This is a genomic window from Pseudoalteromonas sp. J2K-J031 (genome assembly GCF_058197095.2).
The window spans coordinates 1,354,302-1,375,083 of sequence record NZ_CM200279.1 but is presented as its reverse complement, the minus strand read 5'-3'; the positions used below and the strand labels follow the sequence as shown (position 1 = coordinate 1,375,083).

General features: G+C 42.7%; 22 protein-coding genes and 9 tRNA genes. 5 read left to right on the top strand and 26 right to left on the bottom strand.

Annotation, left to right across the window (positions count from 1 at the left end; translation table 11 throughout):
- Window positions 1-9: 9 nt before the first annotated feature.
- The 4 genes from AC3KZC_RS06480 to AC3KZC_RS06465 form a co-directional block, all read right to left on the bottom strand.
- Window positions 10-963: a WYL domain-containing protein gene (locus AC3KZC_RS06480; protein WP_490580400.1), complete on the bottom strand. Its 954-nt coding sequence runs from the start codon at window positions 961-963 to the stop codon at window positions 10-12.
- A gap of 317 nt (window positions 964-1,280) precedes the next feature.
- On the bottom strand, window positions 1,281-1,469 hold the full coding sequence (locus AC3KZC_RS06475) for a hypothetical protein (protein WP_490580401.1): 189 nt from the start codon (window positions 1,467-1,469) through the stop codon (window positions 1,281-1,283).
- Window positions 1,470-1,779: 310 nt separating this feature from the next.
- The gene (locus AC3KZC_RS06470) at window positions 1,780-2,688 is read right to left on the bottom strand and encodes a 3'-5' exonuclease (protein WP_490580402.1); all 909 of its coding nucleotides are present in this window, start codon (window positions 2,686-2,688) and stop codon (window positions 1,780-1,782) included.
- Window positions 2,689-3,072: 384 nt separating this feature from the next.
- On the bottom strand, window positions 3,073-3,330 hold the full coding sequence (locus tag AC3KZC_RS06465; protein WP_490580403.1) for a hypothetical protein: 258 nt from the start codon (window positions 3,328-3,330) through the stop codon (window positions 3,073-3,075).
- On the opposite strand from AC3KZC_RS06465, the gene umuD reads away from it, so the two are divergent.
- From umuD to AC3KZC_RS06450, 3 genes are all read left to right on the top strand, one after another.
- Entirely contained in the window at window positions 3,329-3,778 is a 450-nt protein-coding gene (gene umuD, locus AC3KZC_RS06460) for a translesion error-prone DNA polymerase V autoproteolytic subunit (protein WP_490580404.1), read from the top strand. The genes AC3KZC_RS06465 and umuD overlap by 2 nt on opposite strands.
- 7 nt (window positions 3,779-3,785) lie before the next feature.
- Window positions 3,786-5,054, top strand: coding sequence for a translesion error-prone DNA polymerase V subunit UmuC (gene umuC, locus AC3KZC_RS06455; protein WP_490580405.1), 1,269 nt, complete (start codon window positions 3,786-3,788; stop codon window positions 5,052-5,054).
- A gap of 270 nt (window positions 5,055-5,324) precedes the next feature.
- Window positions 5,325-5,999, top strand: coding sequence for a hypothetical protein (locus AC3KZC_RS06450; protein WP_490580406.1), 675 nt, complete (start codon window positions 5,325-5,327; stop codon window positions 5,997-5,999).
- A gap of 42 nt (window positions 6,000-6,041) precedes the next feature.
- Here AC3KZC_RS06450 and mobI read toward each other — a convergent pair whose 3' ends face one another.
- Window positions 6,042-6,467, bottom strand: coding sequence for a conjugative transfer protein MobI(A/C) (mobI, locus tag AC3KZC_RS06445; RefSeq protein ID WP_518525917.1), 426 nt, complete (start codon window positions 6,465-6,467; stop codon window positions 6,042-6,044).
- A 482-nt stretch (window positions 6,468-6,949) separates the two neighbouring features.
- Between mobI and AC3KZC_RS06440 the strand changes: the two genes are divergently transcribed.
- Both AC3KZC_RS06440 and AC3KZC_RS06435 read left to right on the top strand, forming a co-directional pair.
- Window positions 6,950-7,924 (top strand): ParM/StbA family protein, encoded by a 975-nt coding sequence (locus AC3KZC_RS06440; RefSeq protein ID WP_490580408.1) that lies wholly within the window; start codon window positions 6,950-6,952, stop codon window positions 7,922-7,924.
- Window positions 7,925-7,926: 2 nt separating this feature from the next.
- Complete coding sequence (locus AC3KZC_RS06435) at window positions 7,927-8,199, top strand: hypothetical protein (protein ID WP_490580412.1); 273 nt, start codon at window positions 7,927-7,929, stop codon at window positions 8,197-8,199.
- 119 nt (window positions 8,200-8,318) lie between these two features.
- Here the strand turns inward: AC3KZC_RS06435 and AC3KZC_RS06430 are convergent, their stop codons facing one another.
- From AC3KZC_RS06430 to ruvC, 21 genes are all read right to left on the bottom strand, one after another.
- Window positions 8,319-8,489 carry an AlpA family phage regulatory protein gene (locus AC3KZC_RS06430; RefSeq protein ID WP_518525922.1) on the bottom strand — a complete coding sequence of 57 codons (171 nt, stop codon included), beginning with the start codon at window positions 8,487-8,489 and terminating at the stop codon, window positions 8,319-8,321.
- A gap of 105 nt (window positions 8,490-8,594) precedes the next feature.
- Complete coding sequence (locus tag AC3KZC_RS06425; protein WP_490580410.1) at window positions 8,595-9,827, bottom strand: tyrosine-type recombinase/integrase; 1,233 nt, start codon at window positions 9,825-9,827, stop codon at window positions 8,595-8,597.
- Window positions 9,828-10,158: 331 nt separating this feature from the next.
- A tRNA-Ser gene (locus tag AC3KZC_RS06420) sits at window positions 10,159-10,246 on the bottom strand.
- Between the two features lie 181 nt (window positions 10,247-10,427).
- The gene (nadA, locus tag AC3KZC_RS06415) at window positions 10,428-11,480 is read right to left on the bottom strand and encodes a quinolinate synthase NadA (RefSeq protein ID WP_490580411.1); all 1,053 of its coding nucleotides are present in this window, start codon (window positions 11,478-11,480) and stop codon (window positions 10,428-10,430) included.
- A 120-nt stretch (window positions 11,481-11,600) separates the two neighbouring features.
- A tRNA-Lys gene (locus tag AC3KZC_RS06410) sits at window positions 11,601-11,676 on the bottom strand.
- Window positions 11,677-11,746: 70 nt separating this feature from the next.
- Window positions 11,747-11,822, bottom strand: a tRNA-Lys gene (locus AC3KZC_RS06405).
- A 70-nt stretch (window positions 11,823-11,892) separates the two neighbouring features.
- Window positions 11,893-11,968 (bottom strand) — tRNA-Lys (locus tag AC3KZC_RS06400).
- 70 nt (window positions 11,969-12,038) lie between these two features.
- A tRNA-Lys gene (locus AC3KZC_RS06395) sits at window positions 12,039-12,114 on the bottom strand.
- 70 nt (window positions 12,115-12,184) lie between these two features.
- Window positions 12,185-12,260: transfer RNA gene (locus AC3KZC_RS06390), tRNA-Lys, on the bottom strand.
- Window positions 12,261-12,330: 70 nt separating this feature from the next.
- Window positions 12,331-12,406: transfer RNA gene (locus tag AC3KZC_RS06385), tRNA-Lys, on the bottom strand.
- Between the two features lie 70 nt (window positions 12,407-12,476).
- A tRNA-Lys gene (locus tag AC3KZC_RS06380) sits at window positions 12,477-12,552 on the bottom strand.
- A 70-nt stretch (window positions 12,553-12,622) separates the two neighbouring features.
- A tRNA-Lys gene (locus AC3KZC_RS06375) sits at window positions 12,623-12,698 on the bottom strand.
- Window positions 12,699-12,880: 182 nt separating this feature from the next.
- On the bottom strand, window positions 12,881-13,627 hold the full coding sequence (ybgF, locus tag AC3KZC_RS06370) for a tol-pal system protein YbgF (protein ID WP_490580334.1): 747 nt from the start codon (window positions 13,625-13,627) through the stop codon (window positions 12,881-12,883).
- A 17-nt stretch (window positions 13,628-13,644) separates the two neighbouring features.
- A complete protein-coding gene (pal, locus tag AC3KZC_RS06365) occupies window positions 13,645-14,175 on the bottom strand; it encodes a peptidoglycan-associated lipoprotein Pal (protein WP_490580335.1) in 531 nt (176 codons plus the stop codon).
- A 36-nt stretch (window positions 14,176-14,211) separates the two neighbouring features.
- Entirely contained in the window at window positions 14,212-15,567 is a 1,356-nt protein-coding gene (tolB, locus tag AC3KZC_RS06360) for a Tol-Pal system beta propeller repeat protein TolB (protein WP_490580336.1), read from the bottom strand.
- Between the two features lie 8 nt (window positions 15,568-15,575).
- Window positions 15,576-16,499 carry a cell envelope integrity protein TolA gene (gene tolA, locus AC3KZC_RS06355; protein WP_490580354.1) on the bottom strand — a complete coding sequence of 308 codons (924 nt, stop codon included), beginning with the start codon at window positions 16,497-16,499 and terminating at the stop codon, window positions 15,576-15,578.
- A 17-nt stretch (window positions 16,500-16,516) separates the two neighbouring features.
- Window positions 16,517-16,942 (bottom strand): protein TolR, encoded by a 426-nt coding sequence (gene tolR / locus AC3KZC_RS06350; protein WP_490580337.1) that lies wholly within the window; start codon window positions 16,940-16,942, stop codon window positions 16,517-16,519.
- Window positions 16,942-17,634, bottom strand: coding sequence for a protein TolQ (gene tolQ / locus AC3KZC_RS06345; protein WP_490580338.1), 693 nt, complete (start codon window positions 17,632-17,634; stop codon window positions 16,942-16,944). Before tolQ ends, tolR begins: the two co-directional genes overlap by 1 nt.
- Before the next feature lie 922 nt (window positions 17,635-18,556).
- Complete coding sequence (ruvB, locus tag AC3KZC_RS06340) at window positions 18,557-19,564, bottom strand: Holliday junction branch migration DNA helicase RuvB (RefSeq protein WP_490580339.1); 1,008 nt, start codon at window positions 19,562-19,564, stop codon at window positions 18,557-18,559.
- 17 nt (window positions 19,565-19,581) lie between these two features.
- Window positions 19,582-20,199: a Holliday junction branch migration protein RuvA gene (gene ruvA, locus AC3KZC_RS06335; RefSeq protein ID WP_490580340.1), complete on the bottom strand. Its 618-nt coding sequence runs from the start codon at window positions 20,197-20,199 to the stop codon at window positions 19,582-19,584.
- Between the two features lie 4 nt (window positions 20,200-20,203).
- Window positions 20,204-20,725, bottom strand: a complete 522-nt coding sequence (gene ruvC / locus AC3KZC_RS06330) for a crossover junction endodeoxyribonuclease RuvC (protein ID WP_490580341.1) — start codon at window positions 20,723-20,725, stop codon at window positions 20,204-20,206.
- Between the last annotated feature and the right edge of the window lie 57 nt (window positions 20,726-20,782).

Sequence of the window (20,782 nt, the reverse complement as noted above, 5' to 3'; positions counted from 1 at the left end):
CGACTAAAACTATGATCTGTAACCTGGAGCAATTGCTAGGTGAACAACACCATAGAGAGCCTGGCTGTTACGCAACCAAAGTTGATACTCTAGGCCCATTAACGAGTGTTCAGTTGAGCAATCCACATGCCATTGGCGAAGCAAATACCCAGCGGTTGCAGCTCTAATCTCAACCTTTAGAACGCCACCCGCCATGCCATAGTCCAGTTCAATCGCTTCGCTGTGCTCAATACGTGGATGCGGCACTAACTCCAGCTCAACAAATCGGTTCCATTGCCGGTCTTGGGTTTCGAGCTCGGTTTCAGATAAAGTGGAATCTTCAAGCACAACCGCTGCTTTAATTCTGGTCAGTACAAAGTCTCGAAATTCACCATGTTTGCGGTCAAAACCACGAACGTGCCAACGCAGGCCATTGTCCACCAGCGTATGCGGCACAATTTCACGCGTGGTTTCACCGCTCGATAACGACACATAGGTGATACTCAAGGCTTTGCCTTTGTGTTTGGCCTCGGTGACCTTCGCCACTATCGATAAACTCGGCTTGTTAAGGTGATAAGGCGCTTCACAAGCAAGAGGTGGTTTTACCTTGCCAGTAAAGCCATCTCCGTACCCTTGGCTAATGGTTGCCAGTGTTCTCACAACGTCATAGTCGAACAATGGGGCAAAAGCTTCACCACGCTTATGCAATTTGAGCTTTTGGTCATACTCAATGTTGCCTGGTGCAAGCTCTCGGTACATTGTGAAGTCTTTCGTTGCTTGTGCAGCGGCAATGCTGAAGCGATCAACTAAATCCGCCCGCACCGCTTCTCCCTTAAACAATAAGGTGAAATCGATGTGGGCAATACGATCCCTGGTTGCTTGTGGCAACTGCGCTATCTGCGAAAGCCTATCTGGCTTGCCTTTCGCACTTTTTTTAGCGAGTGAACTCGCTGGTACCTTTTGTTTCCGACCATCATTTGTCATGCGTCTTGTTTATCCAATTCAACCAGATTCTTAAAACTCTGTTTATAAAGTACGGACCGACATCGCGTAATCACATTGAAAAGCATCACTCAATGCTGCTCTTTATCCGCAATGACATAGAAATCTCTACCGGTTGAAGCTGGCCAGATGGCCATAAAACACTGAATAGGCCTCAACCTAATTAATTTTATTAGGTATCATCCTATCACAAATTATTTTGTAGGGAAGACTAAGCGGCAACTTTTTGATCTTGATTGCAATTGCCGCTCAGGTATGGGCATGAAGACCTTGTTTCGTGTCATTGGTGATAGCCGAGTTCAATGCGCTACCCGAACCAGTGGCACCACGATGTTACCGCGATGAGATCCCCCTTTGTCCGACTCTGTAGACATCAGGGCTCGTTGCTCACTCTCTCGAATGCGCCTGGCAACTTCTGCTTGGGCTGGTAGCAATGGCAGCATCCCTTCAGCAATCGCGTCCGGTGCAGACTCTTGGCCACAGGACATCAAGTGCTTCCATGGATCTTTAAGAAAGCGTTCGAACGTAATGCCAAATTCAATGATGCGGGCAGAGACGAAGATTTCGCCCCAGTATTCAATGTAGGTGTCTTGGTACATGGAAAGATTCCTCTTGTTGGTTATATACCCTTCCTACTTGCAGCCGCAGCGGTGTTACCTGCATTCGCTCACCCCAATCACATAGAAGATCTATGCTCATGGGGACTCGCTCACTTGCCGCCATGCTGCAACACCAAGTAGTTTGGGTATAACGTAAGTTCACTTTCCATTTTCCAGAGGTTTTCAAATATGCAAGGGGCTATGATAAAGCTTTAAATCGATTGCGGGCATCTTTGTAGTCATAGTGGGCATGTTCTGAACCACGATGATACAAATCATCCAGGTAAGTTTGTTCCTGCGGCAACTCGTCTTCGCTGATTTCGCGCCACCAATGTTTGTTGGCACCTTTAACACCGTCATGCCAGCGGTAACCACGCTCTTTTAAATAGTCCTTTACGTCAAATGGCGCACCAAACGCACGAACTAACACAGTTCGCCTGTCTGCTTCAGACAACAAGTTTGCAACGGACTCGGGCAACAATTGAAACAACCAGGCCATCGCCAAACAATCGGTTGCAGCTCGGTGTCCTTCATAGAACCAACCTAAGCGAAGCAGCAGGTACTCAAGTTTTCGACTTTCAAAACCCAGCGCCTTCCAATCTATGCCACTGGCTGAACAGGCCCAAGATAGATGGCCTAATGCCGCAAACCGCTTTTCAAAGAAAGGACGATCAAACTGTGCATTGTGTGCAACCACCAGCGGATCATCGGATAACCAACTCGCTACCAGTGAATCATCAATGTGCTGGCCTTGCACCATGTCATCGGTGATACCGGTTAACTCGGTAATCAGGTCAGGGATTGGCTTGCCGGGATCTTCATACAGGCTGATCACATCAACAATCGACACAATCCGCTTAGCTGATGGGCTGTAAAGCACCTTAACCATACCAAGCTCAATAATGGACTCATCATCGGCAGACAGTCCGGTTGTCTCTGTATCGAGCAGCACCATTGGCTGTTCATCACCGACCATAGGAGAAAGTTCAAGTGGCCAAGTCTGCGGCTCACGCGTTAAAGGAATGCGTTCCAGCAATCTAAAATCTTCTGGTCTTTCTGGGATATCCGCGAGGCGCTCTAGCGGAAATGGCGCAGGGGCTCTTGTCATTGATGGTTCCTCTTCAATTCTATTGTTCGCTTTGGGTTATTTCACTGTGCCACAGGTTGTACAAAATGCACCTTGGATACCTCAGCGTTTTTTTTAATCTTTCTACTGGGTGAACCCATGTATGAAGGCTTTGGCTAAGCCTTTCAGAAAGTCTTAGCTAAACCGTTTAGGTAACCCTTACCGATACCCTTTACGTATGGCTTAGCCAACTCCTTTTCAAACGGTTGCAAAAGGCTTGAACTGAGTTCGACTTAGCATTTTAATGATGCTCATGACTTCGCTTTAAGCCAGTAAATTCAATACGAAGCAGAATTTTACTAACTGTTTTTAAACCCTTTGCAAAGGGTTCAACAAGCCTTGTCTGACGGTTACTTGACCCATGCGTTAACCAGTAGCAGTAACAGGATCAGTAACAGAAACAAGATCAGTAGGCAGAAGCAGTATTGTCCAAGCCTTGCAGGCTTTGACGAGGGCGAGCAATCCCCACATCAAGCTTTTCACTACAAAAAATAAATCACATAAAACACAACGTCTTACTCGGACAACACCAGTTTTATCTACAATTTTACTTGTAGAAATCAACATAGCACTAGATACTGTATAAAAATACAGTATTAATAATGATTTTTCGAGGTTCGTCATGAGTGTCTCGCTGATAGGCCGTAGCGGCGCACTTGCTTTCATCAAAGCAAAGCGTCTACGTATTCCATTGTTCATGGAACGTGTTTCTGCTGGTTTTCCCTCACCAGCTCAGGATTATGTTGAGCAAACGCTCGACCTTAACGAGCTGTGCATCAAGCGACCAGCAGCGACGTTCTTTGTCCGTGTTGAAGGCGATTCAATGATTGATGCCGGGATTCACCCAGGTGACATTCTGGTAGTTGATCGCTCAGTCCAAGCCGAACACGGTGACATTGTGATTGCTGGTATTCATGGTGAATTTACGGTGAAAGAACTTCAATTGAGACCTTATGTCAAGCTTATCCCAAGAAACCAAGCATATGAACCCATCCATATTCCTGAAGGGACAGAGTTAGAGATTTTTGGTGTGGTCACTAATGTGGTGCGAAACATGCGCCGTAAGTCGTGACTATCCCATGCCTGTATTTGCCTTGGTGGACTGCAACAATTTTTACGCCAGTTGTGAGAAGCTGTTTCGTCCTGACTTAAAAGATACGCCGGTTGTGGTGCTGTCCAACAACGACGGCTGCGTGGTTGCACGGTCACGTGAAGCTAAGTTACTCGGTATTAAAATGGGCGTACCCGTCTTTCAGATCAAAGCTGAAATGCAGCGCCATGGTATTTTGGCATTCTCGTCAAACTATGCGCTGTATGCAGATTTAAGCAGTCGAGTGATGCGTACTTTGGAAGAGATGGCACCACGATTAGAGGTTTACTCTATTGACGAAGCGTTTTTGGATTTAACCGGTATTGAATCTGTCCTATCCCTTGTCGACTTCGGGCAACAAGTGCGAGAGCGCATAGGCCACTGGATTGGGATCACCGTCTGTGTAGGCATTGCACCGACTAAAACACTCGCCAAGCTGGCTAACCATGCCGCCAAGAAATATCCCGCCACTCAGGGGGTTGTAGACCTGACCAATCCAGATCGGCAACGTCGATTGCTCGCATTAGTCCCGGTTGATGATGTTTGGGGCGTTGGTAGACGGCTTTCTAAGCGATTAAATGCGTTGGGTATCACCACAGCCTTAGACTTAGCCAATGCATCTCCTAGAGCCATCAGAGACCAGTTTTCAGTGGTTTTAGAGAGAACCGTCAGAGAGCTCAATGGTGAGTCGTGCATTGAACTTGAAGAGATCCCGCCAACTAAGAAACAAATCGTCTGTAGCCGTTCATTTGGCGCAAAAGTAACGCAATTTGAATTGTTACGTGAGGCCGTATGTGAATACGCAACCCGCGCCACTGAGAAGCTACGCAAAGAACAGCAGCAAGCCAAAGTGATGACCGTGTTTATACGTACCAGCCCCTTTAAGGACAACGAGCCGCAATACAGTAACTCCGCATCGGGCGAGTTGCTGATCCCCAGTTGCGATACGCGGGATTTTATCGAGCTGGCCAATCACTTACTCAAGCGGATTTGGAAGGATGGTTTTCGTTATGCCAAAGCGGGCGTCATGCTGTCTGACTTTTACGATCCTGGGATGTTTCAACCAGGGCTATTCGATGAAGTATCGACCCGCTCTAATAGCCAGCAGCTAATGTCTGTATTGGACACCATTAACCAAAGCGGTGCCGGAAAGGTTTTCTTTGCTGGACAAGGTACGAAGAAAGATTGGTCGATGAAGCGAATGCATTTGTCTCCCGCTTATACAACACGCTGGGACCAGTTGCCGCGAGTTAAGTAGTTGCGATTTATGCTCCAGTCCGCCATGCAGGGAAATACCTAGTGTGTATGAATATAGGGTGTTAGCTTTTCGATTTCCTAAGGGGGCAAGATTAATTACTTGACAGAACTCATTGCGTCAAGGCATCATTTACATAGGTATTTTATGGATGCCAGCCCACCCCAAAGGCAAATCTCTTCAGAGAACCAACTATCCTTATTTAAACGTTTTTTTCAGCCATCGTATATGGTGAGGGGTGCACTTTAATCAATGGCTATTGAGGAAAACGCCATGTTAGCTAAGAAAAAAAATTTAATTGCTCACGCAAAAAAAACAGCAAAAAAACTCCACAAAACCTCTCCCGAAAAATCTCACAGCCAGTGGTTGATTCAAACCGCCCAAGATTTGGGATTTCGCGATTATAACGATTTACTTCAACAAAATAAAATTCAAGGCTCTGAACTCGAAGCTAATATTTGTCTGATTGATAAATACTCTGAAATCATCAAGAAAGTGCTCGCTGACTGCATAGACAAAGAACACAGAGATGAGTTAGTTAATGAGTTTTTGGGGTTGCTATCCACAGCCATCGATACTGATTCAAATTTAAAACATGTTGAGCAATTGACAAGATGGACTATTGATAAAGAAAAACTGAAACAACATGGATATTCTTGTCGTGAAGGCGAGAACAAACAGTATGAGGATTTAGGCTATATTTTAGTCGCCATTGGCCATTACTATAGATCTTTAATGGATAATTGTAGCTACCAAATTGGTGAGCATATTAACTTTAAAAGTTATTTCGGCTATTGGCTACGAGCTATGCACCCTGGCGCTCAAACTAGTTCAAAAGTTTTAGAAACACTTAAGCAACTCTACCCAGAAAACAGTGACCAAGGGCTCTCAACTGGGGCCACATCTTGGGCACCAACTTGGTGGTTACAGGAGCAAGGAAGAATTTAACTCCCTGTAATTTGCTGGGTTAGATATTCTAACCCGACAAGCTCAATAGGCATTCACTCTGCGACGCAGCATATTGAGCTTATCAACCTGGCGTCGAACATCACTGAAGAATTCTTCTTTCTCCATGGCCAGCGCTAACTCCCATTCTTTGGCCAAACCTTGGCAGTCCAAAAATGAGTATCTCAGCTTCGTCTTTGAGATACGCAGTCCCTTACTAAAGACTACTCGCTTGCCTCTTTGACCGTGAAAGCTGTTGATATACCACTCTATGCCAAAGCCATACTTAAAGTCTCTAATACGTACACCAAGCAGCCCCCAATCTTTAAAGGGCACATTCTCGCGAACCTTGTAATGGCTAACCCAAAAGTCATCAACTTCAGCTCGTGCGAGCGCTTTTAGCCTGTCTGTTTCTTGCTGCAATAAATTTGATACTTCCGATTTCCATAGTTCATTGACGATTACAACCAAACCAATTTCCCCATCCAATTAACCCCAAAAGCCAAAACCACTATCCGTTTGGCTTTTGGATCGAAACGCCAAACGTAAAACTGCCGTAACAATCACTGTTTGGCGTCTCGATATAAATCAACTCGCGCAATCCCATACCTGACAAGGGATACAGGCCAATTTCACTGAAAAACATCTAAAAAGATGTATCGCCATAAAGATACAAACCGTTTGGCGAGTTCAGGCCAAAATGCAAACGACGTTTGGCGTCTCGATTTTTTTGGCTAGGTCACCAGCCGCCAAACAGAGCCTATTCTCATATTTTTGCGAAAATGCAATAGGCAGATAGATGAAAGGATTTGTCACCTTTCTGCCCACCACCAGTACACCGAATCCTGATAATGACATTTGAGTGAACCGCCAGAGCACTTGGACATGCCCAAGCGTGACCAGTGCGGTTGATTGAAAACCGTTAGAGCACTTTGAGTGCACAGGAGATAAGTATGTTTGTACTAGGCGTAGATATCGGTTACTCAAACCTGAAGTTGGCAATTGGCCAATCAGGCAGTGAACCGAAAACTATTATTCTGCCTGCGGGGGCCGGTCCTGCGGATCGTATGCCGGAGCGTATTAGTGGAGGCGATGATGAAACTTGTTTGTATGTATCTGTCGATAATGAGCGTTGGGCCGCTGGTGTGCCTGCTGGACGCCTTCAAGGCTGGGAACGAGAGCTTCACCCGGAATATCCGACCACAAAAACCTATAAGGCGCTTTTTCATGCCGCCTTATTAATGACTGAAACAGAATCCATCGATTTGGTTGTCACTGGATTACCAGTTTCCCAGTTTCATGAACCACAACGTAAATCTGACCTTGTGAAGCGTTTAAAAGGTGTCCATCAAGTGACGCCAAAGCGCAGCATCACCGTTCATGACGTCAAAGTGCTGCCGCAGCCTGCCGGTGCCTATATGGATCTGGTTCAAACAGGTGGAGATTTGGGCTTGATTGAAGAAGGTCGCGTCGTCGTCATAGATCCCGGCTTTTTTTCTGTTGACTGGGTTGCCCTTGAGGCCGGAGAAATTCGCTACAGCTCATCAGGAACCAGTCTTCAGGCAATGTCCGTGCTACTGGAAACCATTGATAAGCTGATTTCGGAAGATCACGGTGCCAAAGTAGGTATGGATCGACTTGAAAAAGCCATGAGAACCGGCGACTTGCAGGTCCTGCTGTTTGGAGAAAAGGTCGATATTTCACCTTATCTAAATGCTGCCATGAAAAAGGTAGCGCCTGTTGCTCTTACAGCCATGCGCCAATCCATGCGTGACGAAAGCATCAATGCGGACTTGGTGTTGATCGCCGGAGGTGGAGCCATGGCTTATAAGGAAGCGGCAAAGGAGATTTTTTCACGAAGCAAGATCATCGTGCCGGAACAATCTGTTTTGGCGAACGTCCGAGGCTTCTGGTTTTATGGGGCATGATTATGAGAGTTGTCGTCAACATTCCCCCAGGGAGCCACCCTGAACTGCTCAAAGAATTGGAAAAGACGCCACCACGGGAACGCGCTGAGCGTCTGCGGATGCTGGCCACCTTTGGGTTAATTCAAATGAGCCAACCCAATCTATCCACGACATCTGCAACGGTGGATGGCCATGCTCCAGAAGTTGAAATTACTTCTGTGAGTACAGCGCTAGAACCCAAAGCAGAATCACGTAAACAATCATTAAAATCAAAACTAGGGCTGGGCCTTCAATAATCGTAAAACTTGGTCGAGTACCTTCTCCCCTAATCAGCGTAAAAAAATGACCCTAGAGCAAAGCGCATAGGGTCAAAATTATCATCAATACATAATTCATTTTGCGCGATACCACGCGATTATAGGCTATCTCGTAAAGACTGCCGTTTTTCTATCCACTCATCAACCTCACTCTCCTTCCAACCAACCGATCTCATTCCCAACGGAATTGGCTTCGGAAATTCACCTCGTGAAATGAAGGCGTAGATCGTGCTACGCGCGCAGCCAGTTTTTTGACTAAGCTCAGGCATTCTTATAATTCGAACGGTCATAATCATCTCCTTGTGTTTAGAATGATTACTATTCTATAAAGAACAGTGTTGTCTGAAGACCATTTAGATGCTCACTTTTTGCACTTATCTGTCTTGCATAACATTTAAAACTGAGAACGAACCAATCGAGTTATCTGAAATATAAGAACTCCACTTCTGCATCATTTCTCGGCGACGCTCCAAATAATTAGTTCGGTTGTAGGCGTTTCGTATTCTGTCTCGACCGACATGTGCTAAAGCGACTTCAATCAAATCTGGGTCTTCGGCCCATTCATTCAACGTTGTGCTTGCTAATGAGCGAAATCCATGGGCAGTTGTTCTATTCTTGAAGCCAATTCGCCCCAAAGCTTTGTTGATTGACTCTGAATCAATATGACGACGAAGACTCCGATTCGAGGGAAAGATAAATGGGCTGTTCGAGGATAAAGGCTTGATATTTTCGAGTATAGATAGCGTCTCTCTGGTCAGTGGCACTCTATGCTCACGTTTCATTTTCATTCGAGTACTTGGAATGATCCATGTCTTGGTGTTGAAGTCAATCTCATCCCAGCGAGCACCCGCTGCCTCAGATGGCCTTGTCATAGTGTGAAGTTGCCACTCGATAAGATAGCGTGTTGTGATGTATAAATTCGCGTGGCCCAGAGCTCTCATTAAATCGGAGATTTCGTCAGGGCTAAGCGCCTTCATATGCTCAACAATCGGCTTTTTAAAAACATCTCGGATTCCACTCAACGGGTTATGTTCGATATAACCGCTGTTTAGAGCAAAGTTCATCACTTCATTGAGCAATTGCGCGGATCGTTTTACAGTTTCGAGCTTACCTCGACTCTCTAAACCTCTTAAGACGTCAATTGTTGACGGCGCTCGAATCGACTTTATCGGAATCGAGCCCAACTTCGGAAATACATGAATTTCGAGTTTTCGCCAGTTGTCATGAAGTGTTTTTGCTTTAAGTTGGTTCGATTTAAAATCACGCCATTCTAGGGCTACTTGAAACAAAGTTTGAGCTTGAGTGAGTTTAACTTGGGCTTTCTTTTCAATTTTATCTATTTGCGGATCAATTCCATCAAGCAGAAGTCTACGCATTTCTTGAGCCTTTTCTCTTGCTTTAGCCAGTGAAATATCTGGGTATGGCCCTATCCCCATAAAGGTCTTCTTTCCGGAAACTGGACGGGTGTACCTAAACTCCCAATATCGTGAGCCTGATGGTCTGATGCAAAGGTACAAACCACCACCATCTGAACAGCGAATCGGTTTATTACGTTCTGCTTTAAGAGTTTGAACTTGTTTTGCAGTCAACTTGTTTAAGCTTGCCACGAGCACCTCCTTAGTCGAAAGTGTATATAGATTAAGTGGTCGAATTGAGTCACAAAAATCCACATACACTTTTCAGTTTTTATACATACATTTCAATACATTAAGTTGAAATTTAGCATTGAAAAATCGCCATAAATGGATGAGGTTCTAAGCGTAAGGCAGGATGTAAAGTGTATGTCATTAGATAGGTTAAAGAATCTTCATACTATTTAATCTACACCTAAAACGCGGATGGTGTAGAACAACACTAGATACATGCGGACATAAGTCATTGATTTTGATAATCTTAAGGCGTAAAAAAAGACGCCCTAAGACGTCTTTTTTTAGAATATGGCGGTGACGGAGAGATTCGAACTCTCGATACGTTGCCGTATACACACTTTCCAGGCGTGCTCCTTCAGCCACTCGGACACGTCACCGTTTTTGAAAAGCTAATTTCTTTTTGTAAAACACTGCTGCAGTGCGGTGGGTATAGTATGCAATCAACTTAAACGCTGCAAGGTTTTTCTCGTTTACAGCGTTTAAACGGTGATTAATTGACCTCAATTAGGCACGATAAGTATGAATCAAGAAATAAACCAAGCTTATCGGCTAAATCAGTTAACCATTTTTAGCCAAGGTAATTGTCGCGGCAAAATCGAGCATGCGATTAAGCGAACGTAACGCGCCTTCACGCAATTGCATATCAACAAATACTTCGCGACCTTGCGGCTGCGTTAATGCTTCTTCAATCGCTTTCAGGCCATTCATAGCCATCCACGGGCAATGGGCGCACGTTTTACAAGTTGCCCCTTCTCCTGCAGTTGGTGCGGCAAAAAACTCTTTATCTGGACACAGTTGCTGCATTTTATAAAAAATGCCACGATCGGTTGCTACGATGAATTTTTTATTCGCCATATTTTGCGCTGCTTTTATTAGCTGGCTGGTAGAGCCCACCGCATCAGCTAAATCAACGATTTCTTGTGGTGATTCAGGATGAACTAGCACTGCTGCATCAGGATGCAGCGCTTTCATGTCTTTTAACGCTTTAGTTTTGAATTCATCGTGAACGATACAAGCACCGTTCCACATAATCATATCAGCACCTGTATTCTTTTGAATATACGCGCCTAAATGCTTATCTGGTCCCCAAATGATTTTTTCGCCCATTTCATCTAAATGCTCAACAATTTCAAGCGCACAACTTGATGTAACAATCCAATCGGCACGTGCTTTTACCGCTGTAGAAGTATTGGCATACACTACGACTTTGCGATCTGGATATTGATCACAAAATGCTGAAAACTCGTCGATAGGACAGCCGATATCAAGCGAGCAGGTCGCTGCAAGTGTTGGCATTACCACCGTTTTTTCAGGAGTAAGTACTTTGGCGGTTTCTCCCATAAAGCGCACCCCAGCAACAACAATAGTAGTTGCTGGATGTTTGCTACCAAAACGGGCCATTTCGAGCGAATCGGCGACACAACCACCCGTTTCTTCTGCTAAAGCTTGAATTTCAGGATCGGTGTAATAATGCGCAACAAGTACCGCATTTTTTTCAATTAAGAGTGCTTTTATCCGCGCTTTATACTCAGCTTTTTCAGTGCCTGAAAGCGGGGTTGGTTTTGGAGGAAATATATAATCCTCAGGCATAATCTGTTCAGCTAGACTCATATTCTCGACCACAAAGTCCACAGTTAAAAATTGCTGCGAATTATACGGAAAATACAAACTAATTGACAGTATTGTGATAGATAATAAAGAAGAGTTTAAAAATGAAGATTATTAAGAGAATGGTGGGTCATGATGGACTTGAACCATCGACCAATGGATTAAAAGTCCACTGCTCTACCAACTGAGCTAATGACCCGCTCTGAGTGTTTCGTTTTATATCCCGATGAAAGCGCTCGGTTTCCTTTTTCGAGTTACCTCTAAAAGGATGGTGGGTCATGATGGACTTGAACCATCGACCAATGGATTAAAAGTCCACTGCTCTACCAACTGAGCTAATGACCCGCTCTGAGTGTTTCGTTTTATATCCCGATGAAAGCGTTCGGTTTCCTTTGTCGAGTTACCTCTAAAAGGATGGTGGGTCATGATGGACTTGAACCATCGACCAATGGATTAAAAGTCCACTGCTCTACCAACTGAGCTAATGACCCGCTCTGAGTGTTTCGTTTTATATCCCGATAAAAGCGTTCGGTTTCCTTTGTCGAGTTACCTCTAAAAGGATGGTGGGTCATGATGGACTTGAACCATCGACCAATGGATTAAAAGTCCACTGCTCTACCAACTGAGCTAATGACCCGCTCTGAGTGTTTCGTTTTATATCCCGATGAAAGCGTTCGGTTTCCTTTGTCGAGTTACCTCTAAAAGGATGGTGGGTCATGATGGACTTGAACCATCGACCAATGGATTAAAAGTCCACTGCTCTACCAACTGAGCTAATGACCCGCTCTGAGTGTTTCGTTTTATATCCCGATGAAAGCGTTCGGTTTCCTTTGTCGAGTTACCTCTAAAAGGATGGTGGGTCATGATGGACTTGAACCATCGACCAATGGATTAAAAGTCCACTGCTCTACCAACTGAGCTAATGACCCGCTCTGAGTGTTTCGTTTTATATCCCGATAAAAGCGTTCGGTTTCCTTTGTCGAGTTACCTCTAAAAGGATGGTGGGTCATGATGGACTTGAACCATCGACCAATGGATTAAAAGTCCACTGCTCTACCAACTGAGCTAATGACCCGCTCTGAGTGTTTCGTTTTATATCCCGATGAAAGCGTTCGGTTTCCTTTGTCGAGTTGCCTCTAAAAGGATGGTGGGTCATGATGGACTTGAACCATCGACCAATGGATTAAAAGTCCACTGCTCTACCAACTGAGCTAATGACCCAATTAAAGAAAATCTCTTTAATCTTGGTGCAGTTATCCGTTAGGAACTAACGAGCGGCTGCGGGCGCTTATAATACTTATTTAAACGGTGAGTGCAATATAAAATTGTACTTTTCTTTAGTTTTTACACTCGGTTGACTAATTTTAGACCGCTTTAGCTAAAAAGCAGTCTAATTTGAAAAGTTAAGGTTTAGAAATCCGATCTTTTGCTAATTTTGCTGCCGTTGAATCTGGGTATTGATCAACAAGCTGCTGCATTATAGTTTTAGCTTTTGCATCATTACCTTGTTTTTGTAATACGGCTGAAAGCTTTAACATTGCATCTGGTCGTTTATTAGAGTCAGGATATCCATTCACCACAGCTTCAAAATGTGATTTAGCCGCATCAAGATCGTTTTTCATCGATTGTAACTGACCCAACCAATAATGTGCATTAGGGACATAGACGGATTGTGGGTATTGTTGCAAGAACGATTGAAACTGTGGAATAGCCTGATCATAGCGCTTATCTTTCATAATCATTTGTACAGCGCGGTCATAAGCATCATTCTCAGATAAGTTGCTGCTTATCATTGGCACTTCTTCGCCAACCGGCTCTACATCGCGTGGTTCTGGTTTTGCGTAAACATTAGAAACACGCTCTTCAATTTCTTGATAGAGTTCTCGTTGACGCTGTAGAATTTTTTCAATTTTATAGCCTTGTTCTTCGGTGCTACCTCGAAGCTGGCTTACTTCATCTTGTAATACTTGAAACTGCTGCTGTAATTCAACTTGCACCAAGTTACGTGATTTGATCATGTTTTCTATCGCGGCCACTCGGGTTTCTATGTCTGAGGTTGAATTACCAACACTAGAAACAGGAGCGGGAGCAGCCCAAAGTTGAGTGCTCCCGCCCAGAAGAATAGCCGCCAAAATAATTTTTGGCTTCATATTTTCTTTTCTTTATTTTAGTACACTAAAACCGCACGACGGTTTTTAGCAAAAGCTTCTTCAGTGCGAGATTTAATCATTGGTTTTTCTTCACCATAGCTCACTACAGATACTTGGCTTGAAGATACACCTAAGCTTTGTAAATAAGTAACTACAGCATCACCACGACGCTCACCTAAAGCGATATTGTATTCTGGCGTACCACGCTCATCGGCGTGACCTTCTACTAATACTTTAACTGATGGGTTTTTTACTAAAAAGTCAGCATGTGCTTGCAGTAATTCAGCATATTGGCTGCTTACTGTTGCAGTATCAAAATCAAAGTAGATTACTTGCTCTTGACGAAGTGCTTCATATTTCTCACGTAACTTTTCTTCAGCTGTTTTCTCACGTGCGATTGTTTCTACTTGAACTTGCTCAACTTCTTGTGCTTGATTCGTTTGATTCTGTGACGCACTTTCATCAACATTTGATGAAGAGCTACATGCTGCCAATGTCATTACTGGCACTGCGATTAGCAATGCTTTTAAAACTTTATTAAGTTGCATTAAATTAGATTCCTTTGTTAAAAATGAAACCAGTTGTTATAAAAATGGTGACCAAGCGGGTGCTTTAACTTGTCCGTTTGCAACAGGAAGACGCGCTTTAAAACGTCCATCTGTTGAAACTAAAGCAAGTACCTGCTTATTATCATGTAGCGTACTATAAATTATCATCGAGCCATTTGGTGCCATGCTCGGTGACTCATCCAGTCGAGTGCCAGTTAAAACCTGGAAATCGCCTGTTTTAAGTTCTTTTTTCGCGATATGGTAGCGACCTGCGGTACGATTTACCATGATCAAATCTTTACCATCTGGCGTAATTGACCCTGCTAAATTCATGTCACCGTCAAACGTTAACCGACGCGTTTTTCCAGTTGCTAAATTTACGCTATAAATTTGGGCATTACCACCTCTTTCGGATGTAAAAACAATTTCTTGGCTATTTGGATGCCAACTTGGCTCTGTATCAATACTGCGATGACGCGTTACTCTTCTTTCTACGCGTGTTTTTAAGTCCATCACATAAATTTCAGTCGCTCCATCTTTATCTTTTGATAGAACAAGTGCCAATTTTTTACCATCAGGTGAGAATTTTGGTGCGCCATTAATTCCTGGGTGAGACGTTAAACGTTCACGCTTACCTGTATAGATATCTTGGATATAAATCTGGCTTTGACGATTTTCAAATGTCACATAAGCCAACTTTGTACCATCAGGTGACCAATCAGGTGACATTAAAGGCTCTTTAGAGCGCAATAAGACTTGCTCGTTGTAGCCGTCATAATCTGCAACAACTAATTGATAAGGCATTGCCTGTTCATCACGCACAAGTACATACGCTACTTTCGTCAAAAATGCACCACGCTCACCTGTGAGTGCTTCATAAACTACATCACTAATTCTGTGACCGTAACGACGAAAACTATCATCACTAATCACCGTTTGACGCGAATCTAATACATGATCTTGGTTATTTACTAATCGACCATTACTCAGCGCTTGAGTTTGACCACCCGTTAACTGACCTCTTAATACATCAATTAGCTCGTAACTAACTAAATAACGACCACCCGTTTGCTGCTCAACTCGACCTACAACAATTGCTTCAACACCTTCTTGCGCCCAAGCACCGTAGTCAACTTCACTATCTTTTGTCGGTTTTTGTGGCATGTTAATCGTAGCAATAGGATTGAATTTACCACTTCTGCGTAAATCAGCTGCAATTACTTCAGCAATATCAGCAGGAGCGGCACCAACACCGATATATTTAAAAGGCACTACACCAATGGGACGAGCAGAGTTAACCCCTTCAGTGATAAATATCTCAAGTGCCGCAAAAAGCTGGCTACTCGTAATGAGTAAGGTTAAACCGACTAAATATTTAAATCTGTTGAACATACGACCCCTTATAACTCAGGTTTAAATGTTAAATTAATATTTTTAAGTTGCTCAAAAACATCTTTGTCTTTTGACACTGGTAAAGTTTCGGCCAATCTGATGGCACGGATCACAGCTTCACACACTTGCTTATCTCCACCTAAAGATTGTACCTGAGTAACAAGCCCATTAAATGCAAGTTTTATATTTACCTTGCACTGCTTTCCTTTCATATTCTCATCTTGAAGAAGGTTTTGCTGGATCCTTGCTTGGATCATCGCCTGATACTTTTCAACTTCAGTTAAAACCTGCTGACGTTTTGCACGATTACGAGAGGCCTGCTCCTGAGCTAATTGCTCTTGCAATATTTGCTCTTCTTGAGCTTGTCTTCGTTTACGCTCTGCTTCTGCTTTAGCCTCTGCTTCTTTTTTCAGACGATCTTGCTCAGCTTTTTTTAACGCTTCTTCCTGTTTTTTACGCTCAGCAAGCGCATCTTGTGCTGCTTTTTGCGATTTTAACTTCTCTTCTTCAGCTTGTTTGGCTTTATTTTGTTCATCTTTTTGCTTTTTTTGCGCTTGAGCAGCAGCGGCATCTGCCTCTTTCTTCTCAAGTTCTTTTTGTTTTCTTTGCTCTTCTAATTTTTTGATACGCTGAGCTTCTTCTTCTCGCTGTTTTTTAGCATTTTCGGCTCTTTTTTCCAAATCACGTAAACGCTGTTGCTCGTCACGCTTTTTGTTCGCATCTTGTTTTTTAAGCTCTTCAATTCGTTGATTAACAGCTTGTTGATCGACTGCTATTGCTTCAACCGCATCTTGACTTTCGGCAAGTTCTTGCGGGCTATTAAGTTGTACTTCAAGTACCTTAGGTTCTGAGGATTCAAAACTAGCACTTAATACCAATACAACAACCAATCCAACATGTAAGCCGGTCGATTTTAATAATGAGGGGAGTATTTCGTTAAACAGCACAATTATTTCTCAAATGATTCAGTCATCAAACCCACAGATGGTACACCTGCACGTTTTAAAAAATCCATTAATAGCAGAACTTCTTGATAAGATACTCGCCCATCACCTTTTATCATAACGGGTGTTAAGGGGTCTTTATCAATAGCAAGTTTTACTTGCGCAGCAATATCAATAGCATCCATTGGTTCTTCAGGGTCAATTCCGATGCTCGCAAAATACTGACCTTCTGCATTAATCGATATAACAATTGGCGGCGCATCTTTACTTTCTACAACCTCTGACTGCACCATTTTTGGTAATTCAACGTTCACACCATGATTAATCAAAGGCGCTGTAGCCATAAAAATAATTAACAACACCAACATAACATCGATATAAGGAACAACATTAATCTCAGCAACAGGGCGACGTTTTTTACGTTGATACATTATTGTTGCGCCTCATTTTGCGCAACTGCTTGACGATGAAGAATATTTGAAAACTCCTCCATAAAATTACCGTAGTTTGACTCAATCTTTTCTACTTTATGTGCAAAACGGTTATACGCAATTACCGCAGGGATAGCAGCAAATAAGCCCATTGCTGTTGCGATTAGTGCTTCTGCAATACCAGGTGCAACCATTTGCAAAGTGGCTTGCTTTACCTGACCTAACGCGATAAAGGCATTCATAATTCCCCATACGGTACCAAATAAACCGATGTAAGGACTAATTGAACCCACTGTTGCTAAAAAAGATAAGCTTGATTCTAGTTTTTCCATCTCTCTTGAAAGTGCTACTCGCATTGCACGATGAGTACCATCCATTATCGTTCCAGCGGCAGTTAAATTACTTTTTGATAAACGAGCAAACTCTTTAAAACCGGCAGTAAATAATGACTCTAACCCATCAAGACTTTGTTGGCGCGCAGATAGCTCGGTGTAAATTTTGCTTAAATCAGTGCCAGACCAAAATTTATCTTCAAACTTTTTGGCTTGAATTTGGGCTTCTTTTAATGCTTTTTGACGCTGAAAAATCATAGTCCATGAGATAACAGATAAGCCAACCAACATCAACATTACCATTTGTACTAAAAAGCTGGCTTTTAAGATTAGGTCTATAAACGAAAGTTCTGCGGTCACTACAATAGTCTCCAAATTTGTGCGCTTGATATGTTTTATTGGCTAAATTAGTCTTAATGATTAAAAATAAGTTCATAAACAAGATGTTTATATCACTAAGCCCTTTAAATATGCCCTAGTGTAACGAGACAAATCACGACTTACAATCACTGTCTAGCAGATAAAAAGTGAATATTTAAAAATAAATTTCGCAAAAATGTCGATTCTGAATATTCACTGACTAACATCGATAAATATTAAATAAAAAACCAATAAATAATCTGTAAAATGGTGATTAATACAAACTCGTTTGACGATACAACGCGCATAAAAAAATAAATTTCGAGATACATATTTTAATTGTTCAATAATAAAACAAAATTAAAGTGAACATATAAAATCAGATACTTAACTGTTGTTTATTGCCTAAGACAAATACATATTTCATTTAAATAATTCTTCACATTAGTTATTTTTATCTGAATGTTAAATTTTTCTAGTTTGAACACTTTGCAACTTATCTGTAATATTTAACTTGTACTGAAGGAGCAGCGTTGCTCCTCACCAGTTACCAGTAAAGTGATTCTGATTTTTCATTTTACTCTACATTAAACGTCAGACATTTAATGTTCCCTGGATACTTCCTTCAACTTGTTGTTTTGCCCGCATTCTTATTGAACGCGGGCTTTTTTTTGCCTGTAATTTCAGCTTTTCAGACTGTTATCGATGAGAGTAATAAACAGTGAGTAGCTAGATAAAGCCAACCGTTTTGGTAAATAAACTCAAGATTCACCGCTAATTCAATACACTGTTAAGTCTCTTATCCAGAACAGAGTTTAAATAAGCAGCAACGAGTCCAAACATTTATTCCGACAAAAATGTGTTACTCTCTGTTGAATTTCCACATGACTAAAAAGACACCGCCGAAGCGGTGTTTTTTTAGTCATGTATCTTTAATTATCAAACCAAAATGTAGGTAGGCTCTATCGGACACTATTCGCCCTCGAGGCGTACGTTGAATAAACCCTTGTTGGATCAAATAAGGTTCTATTACATCTTCAATGGTTTCGCGCTCTTCACCGATTGCAGCCGCTATATTATCAAGCCCTACGGGGCCACCTGAAAACTTTTCAATTACAGCCAATAGATACTTTCTATCCATAAAATCAAACCCTTGCTTATCAACATCCACCATATCTAGCGCAAGACTGGCAATGTGTTGATTAACTGTACCATCAGCTTTAACCTGTGCGTAATCACGAACACGACGAAGCAAACGATTTGCAATGCGTGGCGTACCGCGAGAACGCATTGCTATTTCGTTGGCACCTTCATCATCCATTTGCAAATTTAGGTAATGAGCAGAGCGTTTTACAATACTGGATAAATCAGCAACAGAATAAAATTCTAAACGCTGCACAATCCCAAATCGATCTCGAAGCGGTGATGTTAATGAGCCTGCTCGTGTAGTTGCACCAATTAAGGTAAATGGGGGTAAATCGAGTTTAATTGAACGTGCAGCGGGGCCTTCACCAATCATAATATCAAGTTGGTAGTCTTCCATGGCTGGATATAAAATTTCTTCTATATGTGGGCTGAGCCGATGAATTTCATCAATAAATAGCACATCATGAGCTTCAAGATTCGTGAGCATGGCCGCTAAGTCGCCGGCTTTTTCAAGCACAGGGCCTGAGGTAGTTTTAATACTGACACCTAACTCATTGGCGACAATATTAGCAAGAGTCGTTTTACCAAGCCCTGGTGGACCAAAGATAAGTAAGTGATCAAGCGCTTCTTGCCTACTATTAGCTGCTTGAATAAAAATCTCCATCTGCCCTTTTACATGGGGCTGACCGGTATAATCAGCTAACATTTTTGGTCTAATAGCACGGTCAATACTATCTTCATTACCTACTTCGGTGGGTTCGATCAGTCGATCTGCTTCTATCATGCCTGTCTCTTTTTCGCTTATAGCATTGATTTAAGCGCTTCACGGATCAAAACTTCTGAGGTTTTACCCGGTGCGCGTAAACTTTTAACCGTTTTTTCTGCTTGGGCTTGTTTATACCCTAATGCGACTAAGGCTGCAATTGCATCATCTTCAGCACTATCGTGTGTATTTGGTCCATGCTGCATTTCAAGTACGAGTTCGTTACTCGTGGGGTTAAATAAATCTCGGCCCCAGTCTTTTAATCTATCTTTCATTTCCAGCACTAAGCGCTCGGCCGTTTTTTTACCCACGCCAGGCAATTTAACTAAACTGGTTGCATCTTCATGCTGCACGCACTGAACAAATTGATCAGCCGACATACCTGATAAAATAGCTAACCCAAGTTTCGGGCCAACGCCATTGGCTTTAAGCAGCTCACGAAACAACGCCCGTTCGGCTTTATGATTAAAACCAAACAACAATTGCGCGTCTTCACGTACTACAAAATGGGTATACAGCGTTGTTTTTTCACCTTCTTTAGGGAGATGGTAAAAACAGGTCATCGGTAAATGAACCTCGTAACCAACACCGGCTACATCCAATAAAATTTGAGGAGGTTGCTTTTCTACTAAAATGCCACTTAATCTTCCAATCATGTGATTACCTTAATCGACCGCGGACGGTTTTTTTCGCTTGTCCGGCTAATTTAATTAAACTTTGCTGAGAATGCCCATGACACATCGCAATCGCAAGCGCATCGGCAGCATCAGCTTGTGGCATACTTGGCAGTGTCAGTAAGGTTTTAACCATATGCTGAACTTGTTTTTTATCAGCACCACCATTGCCCACCACCGCTTGTTTGACTTGCCTCGCTGAATACTCACAGACCAATAAATCAGCCATTGTTGCCGCAACAATAGCGGCTCCCCGAGCTTGGCCAAGTTTTAATGCAGAATCAGGATTATGAGCCATAAAAACTTGCTCAATGGCAAAGGCGGTTGGTTGATATTGCTCAATAATTTGGCTCACACCTAAATAAATCATTTTTAAACGTTCAGCTAAAGGTTTATCACCAAGCCGAATACAGCCACTGCCTAAATAACTGTATTTACTCCCTTGCAAACGAATTACGCCGTAACCCGTTAAACGTGACCCTGGGTCAATTCCTAAAATAATTGCCAAACGCCCTGCCTTTTAATACATTAAAATCCGCTAAATGATGCCTTACAACTGTATAAA